The organism is Streptomyces sp. NPDC002309, assembly GCF_053593375.1.
On the sequence record NZ_JBSFCI010000021.1, the window covers coordinates 135377 to 143435 of the forward strand.

Here is an 8059-nt window from a genome sequence, read left to right on the forward strand (position 1 = left end):
TCGCTCGGCCGCCCGGGACCTGAAGCCGCGGACGGGCTGTGAACCGGACAGGGCCTCGAGAAGAGTCCTGAGAACACGTAAAGAAATCCCCCGGGCAATTGCGCCCGGGGGATTTCTCTGCGTATATTCAATGATTCGTGACTTGAGGAAAAAAGGTCGCGAAAAAGTTCACTGAGCTCAGTATATCCGGGCGGGAGCGGAATTGTCAAACATGGATTCGTCAAACATCGGCTTTCCGGACGATGAAATGCGCCGCGAGCAGGAATTCATCGACGGGCTGTACCGGCGCGTCGACGTGCTGCGCGGCGACGCCGAGGCTTCCGTCACGGACGCCCTCGCGCAGGGCGACAAGCCGATGCAGGCCCGGCTGGAGCGGGACATCCTGGTCGCCGAGCGGTCAGGGCTGCTCGCCGCGCTGGACGCCGTGGACGGCTCGCTCTGCTTCGGCCGGATCGACCTGACCTCCGGCGCCGGTCACCACATCGGCCGGATCGGCCTGCGGGCCGGCGACGCCGAGCGCACACCGATCCTGATCGACTGGCGGGCCGAGGTCGCGCGCCCCTTCTACCTGGCGACCGGGCACACCACGATGGGTCTCGCCCGCCGCCGGCACATCTCCACCGACGGCCGGCGCGTCACCGCGCTGCACGACGAGTTCCTCGACGTGGGCGACGACACCCGGACCGGTCACGAGGACCCCAGCGGGGACGCGGTGCTGCTCGCCGCGCTGAACTCCGCGCGCACCGGCCGGATGGCCGACATCGTGCGGACCATCCAGGCCGAGCAGGACGAGATCATCCGGGCCCCGCACCGGGGCGTGCTGGTGGTGGAGGGCGGTCCCGGCACCGGCAAGACGGCGGTCGCCCTGCACCGGGCCGCCTACCTCCTCTACGAGCACCGGGAACTGCTCGCCAAGCGGGCCGTCCTGATCGTGGGCCCCAACCCCGCCTTCCTCGGCTACATCGGCGAGGTGCTGCCCTCGCTCGGCGAGACGGGCGTGCTGCTGGCCACGGTCGGCGAGCTCTTCCCGGGCGTGCGGGCGACGGCCGCCGACACCCCGGAGGCGGCGGCGGTCAAGGGCGGCGCCGCGATGGCCGACGTGCTCGCCGAGGTCGTACGCGACCGGCAGGCGCTGCCCGACCCGGTGATCGCCGTCGCGCACGACCGCGAGATCCTGATGCTCGACGACGGTCTCGTGGGCGTCGCCCGCGAGCGCACCCGGGCCGCCGGGCTGCCCCACAACGCGGCGCGCGAGCACTTCGAGGGGCACATCCTCAACACGCTCACCGAGCTGTACGCCGAGCGGGTCGGCACCGATCCGTACGACGGCACCAACCTGCTCGACCCGAGCGACATCACGCAGATCCGCGACGACATCGCCGAGAACCCGGAGGTCTGGTCCGCCATCGACCGGCTGTGGCCGGTGCTCACCCCGCAGCGGCTGGTCGCCGACTTCCTCGCCGCGCCCGAGGGGTACGTCGGGGACGCCGACGCCGCCGCGATCCGGCGGCCGGTGACGCGGGCGTGGACCGTGGCGGACGTACCGCTGCTCGACGAGGCGGCCGAACTGCTCGGCGAGGACGACCGTGTGGCGCTGGCGCGGGCGCAGCGCGAGCGGGAGCGTCAGGTGTCCTACGCGCAGGGCGTGCTCGACGTGTCGTACGCGTCCCGGACCTACGAGTTCGAGGACAAGGAGGACAGCGACCCGGACGGCTCGGAGGTGCTGTCCGCGCACGACATCATCGACGCCGAGCGGTTCGCCGAGCGGCACGAGCAGGACGACCACCGCAGTGCCGCGGAGCGCGCGGCGGCCGACCGCACCTGGGCGTTCGGGCACATCATCGTCGACGAGGCCCAGGAGCTGTCGCCGATGGCGTGGCGGCTGCTGATGCGGCGCAGTCCGACGCGGTCGATGACGCTGGTCGGCGATCCCGCGCAGACGGCGGAGGCGGCGGGGGTCGGGTCCTGGTCAAAGATCCTCGATCCCTACGTCGAGGACCGCTGGGAGCACACCCGCCTCGGCGTCAACTACCGCACGCCCGCCGAGATCATGGACCTCGCGGCGGCGGTCGTACGGGCGCAGGACCCGGACTTCGAACCGCCGAGTTCCGTACGGTCCACGGGGGAACGTCCGTGGGTCCGCGCGACCGGCGACCTGCCCGGCGCCGTCGCCGAGGCCGTCGCCGAACTCACCCCCGCCGAGGGCCGGCTGGCCGTCATCGCGCCGCGCGCGCTGCACCGGAGGCTCGCCGCGCGGCTGGACGGGGTGACGGCGGGCGCGGAGCCGGATCTGACGCGGACGGTCGTGCTGCTGGACCCGCGGCAGGCCAAGGGGCTGGAGTTCGACTCGGTGCTGGTGGTCGAGCCGGGCCGCTACGGGACGAGCGATCTGTACGTCGCCCTGACCCGCGCGACACAGCGGCTGGGGGTGCTGCACACGGGCGCGCTGCCGCGCGGTCTGACGCAGACGTCCCCGGCGTCCGCCTGAGGGACCCGGGGCTCCGCGCGCCGCCCGAGCCGGGAGGTGCGCGGAGCCGGACCCGGCTACGACGGCTGCAGCCAGACCGTCGCCAGCGGCGGCAGCGTCAGACGGACGCTCGCCGGCCGGCCGTGCCAGGGGAGGGCCTCCGGCTTCATCGGGTCGGGGTTCGTCACGTCGCTGCCGCCGTACCGCCCGGCGTCCGTGTTCAGGGATTCGTGCCAGGCCGGGATCTCGTCGGGGACGCCGATCCGGTAGTCGTGGCGGACCACCGGCGAGAAGTTGCTGATCGCCAGGAGCGGGGTGCCGTTGGCGTCGAGGCGCAGGAAGGCCAGGACGTTGTCGTCGGCGGCGTCACCGACGATCCACCCGAAGCCCTCGGGGTGGGTGTCGCGCTGCCAGAGGGCCGGCGTGTGCCGGTAGACCGCGTTGAGGTCGCGGATCAAGTCGCGCACGCCGCGGTGGTCGGCCTCGGCGCCGTAGTGCGGGTCGAGCAGCCACCAGTCGGGTCCGTGCGCCTCGGACCACTCCGCGCCCTGCGCGAACTCCTGCCCCATGAACAGGAGCTGCTTGCCCGGGTGGGCCCACATGAAGCCGAGGTACGCGCGGTGGTCGGCACGCTGCTGCCACCAGTCGCCCGGCATCTTCGACACCAGCGACCGCTTGCCGTGCACCACCTCGTCGTGGGAGATCGGCAGGACGTAGTTCTCGCTGTACGCGTACACCATCGAGAAGGTCATCTCGTGGTGGTGGTACTTGCGGTGGACCGGCTCCTTGCCCATGTACTCGAGGGAGTCGTGCATCCAGCCCATGTTCCACTTCAGCCCGAACCCCAGCCCGCCGAACCCGCTCGGTCCCTTGTGGTGCGTGGCCCGGGTGACGCCGTCCCACGCCGTGGACTCCTCGGCGATCGTGACGACCCCCGGCGCCCGGCGGTACACCGTGGCGTTCATCTCCTGGAGGAACGCCACCGCGTCCAGGTTCTCCCGGCCGCCGTGCTCGTTGGGGGTCCACTGCCCCGGCTCGCGCGAGTAGTCGAGGTAGAGCATCGAGGCCACGGCGTCCACGCGCAGCCCGTCGATGTGGAACTCCTCGCACCAGTACACCGCGTTGGCGACCAGGAAGTTGCGCACCTCCTTGCGGCCGAAGTCGAACTCCAGCGTCCCCCAGTCGGGATGGGCGGCCCGCAGCGGATCGGCGTGCTCGTACAGCGGGCGCCCGTCGAACTCCGCCAGTGCCCAGTCGTCCCGCGGGAAGTGCGCCGGCACCCAGTCCATGAGGACCCCGACACCCGCCCGGTGCAGGGCGTCGACCAGGTACCGGAAGTCGTCCGGGGTGCCGAGGCGGGCCGTCGGCGCGTAGAAGCCGGTGACCTGATAGCCCCAGGAGCCGCCGAAGGGGTGCTCCGCGACCGGCATCAGCTCGACATGGGTGAAGCCCAGCTCCTTGACGTAGGCAGGGAGTTGCTCGGCGAGCTGCCGGTAGGTCAGCCCGGGCCGCCAGGAGGCGAGATGCACCTCGTAGACGGAGAACGGCGCCTCGTGCGCGGGGACCTCCCCCCGCCGCTCCAGCCACCGCGCGTCGCCCCACTCGTAGTGCGAGGCGGTCACGATGGAGGAGGTGTCCGGCGGGGTCTGGGTGCGGCGGGCCATCGGGTCCGCGCGCAGCGTCTTCGAACCGTCGGGCCGGGTGATCTCGAACTTGTACAGCTCGCCCTCGCCGATGCCGGGCACGAAGAGCTCCCAGACACCGGTGCCGCCCAGGGAACGCATCGGGAAGCCGCTGCCCTCCCAGTAGTTGAAGCCGCCGGCCAGGCTCACACCGCGTGCGTTCGGCGCCCACACCGTGAAGCGGGTGCCGGTCACGCCCTGGTGGGTCATCGGCTCGGCGCCGAGCGCCCGCCAGAGCTGCTCGTGCCGGCCCTCGCCGATCAGATGCAGGTCGAGGTCGCCGAGGGTCGGCAGGAAGCGGTACGGGTCGTCGGTGTCCTGGACCGCGCGCTCGTACGCCACGCTGAGCCGGTACTCGGGGACCTCGGTGAGCGGCAGCAGCGCGGAGAAGAATCCGTCGCCGTCGTCGTGCAGCGCGTCCCTCCGGTCGCCGGTCACCACCGTGACGGACAGGGCGTAGGGGCGGAAGACGCGGAAGACCACGCCGCCGTCCGGTGCCGGGTGCGCGCCGAGCACGGAGTGCGGGTCGTGGTGGGCGCCGGTCAGCAGACGGCCGCGGTCGGCGCGGCCGAGGGCGGGGGAGACGGGGGTGCGCGCGGCCTTCACGGCGGCCTTCTTCTTCGGGGCGGCCGGGGCGGTGGACTTCGCGGCCGGGGCCTTCTTGGCCGCCGTCGTCCTCGCGGTCGGCGCCGGACTCCTGGCGGGAGCCGCCTTCTTCGCCGACGCGCTCCTGGCGGGAGCAGCCTTCCTCGCCGACGCGCTCCTCGCGGCAGCGGTGAGCCGCTCCGACGCCGTGGCCTTGCGCGCGGCGGCGGACTTCTTCGCGGGCGTCGTCGTGTCCGTCGTGGACTCGGCCGTCTTCGTCCTCGCCGTCGTCGTCCTCGCCGTGGCCTTCTTCGTGACGGCCTTCTTCTTCGCGGCCTTTTCCGTATCGGACTTCTCGGCGGACGTCTTCTTCGCCGCCGCCTTCTTGGCGGCAGCCTTCTTCGGGGTCGCCTTCCTCGCCGCCGCGCTCTTCGCCGGCGCCTTCGCCGGTGCGGGCGTCACCTCGGGCGCGGTCGCCTGTTTCGGCACGGCGGCCTTCTCCTGGTGGGCCGTGGTCTCCCCGGCCGTGGTGTTCGGGTCGGAACCGCTGGCGGAGGAGGTGGTACGGGGGGTCACGGGCGGAGCCTCCTGGGAGGGTCAGGTCGGTCGGTTCGAGGCGAGGCGCCGTATCGCCGACAGCGGCACGGGGAGCCAGTCGGGGCGATGCCGGGCCTCGTAGACGACCTCGTAAACGGCCTTGTCGGTCTCATGGGCACGCAGCAGCACCGGGTCGGTCCGTGGATCGCGCCCGGCGGCATCGGCGTACCCGGAGCAGTACGCGGCCCGGCAGCGGTCCGCCCAGCCCGGCACCGACGGCCGCACGGAGTGGGCGGCGTAGTCGAAGGACCGCAGCATCCCGGCGATGTCCCGGACGGCGGGCTGCGGCATCCGGCGCTCGGCGAGCGGCCTCGCCGGCTCGCCCTCGAAGTCGATCAGCGACCACCGGCCGGCCGGTGAACGCAGGCACTGCCCGAGGTGCAGATCGCCGTGGACGCGCTGCGCGGTCCATGTCCGGCCCTCGGCCGCGAGGTCGGCCAGCGCCTCGAAGGCGGAACGCAGCCCGGGTACGTACGGTCCGAGTGCGGGGACGGCCTGCGCGGCGAGGTCGAGGCGTCCCAGCATCCCGTCGGCCATCGCACGTAACTGGGCGTGGCCGAGGGTGACGGTCGGCAGGGCGCGGGCCAGGGCGGTGTGCACCTCCGCGGTGGCCCGGCCCAGGGCCCGCGCCTCGGCGCTGAAGTCCTCCCCCTTGGCCAGCTCGCGCAGAGCCAGTTCCCAGCCGTCGGCGGCGCCCTGGACGTACGGCTGGAGGACACCGAGGACGTACGACTGCCCGGACAGCTCGGCGTTCAGCCACGCGGTCGGCGCGGGGACCCGGGGGCAGCCCTCGCGGGCCAGCGCGAGCGGCAGTTCCAGATCGGGGTTGACGCCGGGCACGATACGGCGGAGCAGCTTCAGGATGAACGTATCCCCGTATATCACCGAGGAGTTGGACTGCTCGGCGGTGACCGCGCGGCTGACCAGGCCGGGCCGGATCTCCCGGCGCGGGTCGCGTTCGAAGCGCAGGTCGCCGATGCGGGCCCGGCTGCGGAGCGCCTCCAGGAGCACCTCGGCGGGCCGCGGGTCGTACAGGGCCTCGTAGACCGTGTGCCCGGCGAGCGGGCCCTCGGTGACATGGCCGATCAGCGCGGGTGCCAGTCGGGGCGGGAGCGCCTCGCGCACCCCTATCAGGAGCTGGTAGCAGTCGCCGGGCGCCGGGGTGGTCCCGGTGCCCTGTACCGGGGGGCGCGGCTGGTGGACCTGGACGAGCAGGTGGTGGAGGCCGAGCTTGCCGCCCAGGGGGAGCAACTCGGTGGCCGCCACCGGCGTGAACCCGGTGACCGGACGTCCTTTGCCGGCGAACCAGCGCTGCCGGGGCAGCCAGTCCCGCAGCAGTGGATCCAGTGACGCGAGGAGGCCGGGGCCGGCCGTGGCGGGGTGGGTGACGGCTTCCGACATGGCGTGCGTCCTTTCCCCTTCTCCGGGTCGCCCACAGGGGCGCTGTCAGCCGGTGTCGGCTCACGCGGGCGGACGGGGTGTTACTGATGCGTGCCCCGGGCGGGACGGGAGAAACCGCCCCGCCCCGGACCTTCTAGGCGGCGTCCTCGCGGAGCCGGAACCAGTAGAAGCCGTGCCCCGCGAGGGTGAGCAAGTACGGCAGTTCACCGATGGCGGGGAATCGCACCCCGCCGATCAGCTCGACCGGATGGCGTCCGTCGAAGGCGCGCAGGTCGAGTTCGGTCGGCTGGGGGAAGCGGGAGAAGTTGTGCACGCACAGCACGATGTCGTCGCCGTGCTCCCGCAGAAACGCCAGTACGGCCGGGTTGGAGGACGGGAGTTCGGTGTAGGAGCCGAGTCCGAAGGCGGGGTTCTGCTTGCGGATCTCGATCATGCGGCGGGTCCAGTGCAGCAGCGACGAGGGCGACGCCATGGCCGCCTCGACATTGGTGACCTGGTAGCCGTGGACCGGGTCCATGATGGCCGGAAGGAACAGCCGGCCCGGGTCGCAGGACGAGAAGCCGGCGTTGCGGTCGGGCGTCCACTGCATCGGGGTGCGCACCGCGTCCCGGTCGCCGAGCCAGATGTTGTCGCCCATGCCGATCTCGTCGCCGTAGTACAGGATCGGGCTGCCGGGGAGCGACATCAGCAGGGCGGTGAACAGCTCGATCTGGTTGCGGTCGTTGTCGAGCAGGGGGGCGAGTCGGCGGCGGATACCGATGTTGGCCCGCATCCGCGGGTCCTTGGCGTACTCCGCGTACATGTAGTCGCGCTCTTCGTCGGTGACCATCTCGAGCGTGAGCTCGTCGTGGTTGCGCAGGAAGATGCCCCACTGGCAACTGGACGGGATCGCCGGTGTCTTGGCCAGGATCTCCGAGACGGGGTAGCGCGACTCCCTGCGCACCGCCATGAAGATGCGCGGCATGACCGGGAAGTGGAACGCCATGTGGCACTCGTCGCCGCCGGAGGCGTAGTCGCCGAAGTAGTCGACGACGTCCTCCGGCCACTGGTTGGCCTCGGCCAGCAGCACCGTGTCCGGGTAGTGGGCGTCGATCTCCTTGCGGACCCGTTTCAGGAGCTCATGGGTTGCGGGAAGGTTTTCGCAGTTGGTGCCCTCCTCGGCGTAGAGGTAGGGCACGGCGTCCAGCCGGAAGCCGTCGATGCCGAGGTCCAGCCAGAACCGCAGCGCCGAGAGGATCTCCTCCTGGACGGCCGGGTTCTCGTAGTTGAGGTCGGGCTGGTGGGAGAAGAAGCGGTGGAAGAAGTACTGCTTGCGGACCGGGTCGAA

Annotated in this window: 5 protein-coding genes; 2 read left to right on the top strand and 3 right to left on the bottom strand. The window is 71.9% G+C overall.

Going from position 1 to position 8059, the window contains the following annotated elements; genetic code table 11:
* Nucleotides 1-211: 211 nt before the first annotated feature.
* A complete protein-coding gene (locus ACWCPM_RS19360; protein ID WP_450977412.1) occupies nucleotides 212-2488 on the top strand; it encodes a HelD family protein in 2277 nt (758 codons plus the stop codon).
* 56 nt (nucleotides 2489-2544) lie between these two features.
* On the opposite strand, the gene glgB is transcribed toward ACWCPM_RS19360, so the two are convergent.
* On the bottom strand, nucleotides 2545-4755 hold the full coding sequence (gene glgB, locus ACWCPM_RS19365) for a 1,4-alpha-glucan branching enzyme (protein WP_450977413.1): 2211 nt from the start codon (nucleotides 4753-4755) through the stop codon (nucleotides 2545-2547).
* Here glgB and ACWCPM_RS19370 point away from each other — a divergent pair.
* On the top strand, nucleotides 4739-5413 hold the full coding sequence (locus tag ACWCPM_RS19370) for a hypothetical protein (RefSeq protein WP_450977414.1): 675 nt from the start codon (nucleotides 4739-4741) through the stop codon (nucleotides 5411-5413). The two genes, glgB and ACWCPM_RS19370, sit on opposite strands and share 17 nt — an antisense overlap.
* Here ACWCPM_RS19370 and ACWCPM_RS19375 read toward each other — a convergent pair.
* Both ACWCPM_RS19375 and treS read right to left on the bottom strand, forming a co-directional pair.
* Nucleotides 5332-6732, bottom strand: a complete 1401-nt coding sequence (locus ACWCPM_RS19375; protein WP_450977415.1) for a maltokinase N-terminal cap-like domain-containing protein — start codon at nucleotides 6730-6732, stop codon at nucleotides 5332-5334. The genes ACWCPM_RS19370 and ACWCPM_RS19375 overlap by 82 nt on opposite strands.
* A gap of 133 nt (nucleotides 6733-6865) precedes the next feature.
* Nucleotides 6866-8059, bottom strand: a 1194-nt coding sequence (treS, locus tag ACWCPM_RS19380; protein ID WP_450977416.1) for a maltose alpha-D-glucosyltransferase, incomplete at its 5' end; no start/stop codon positions are given.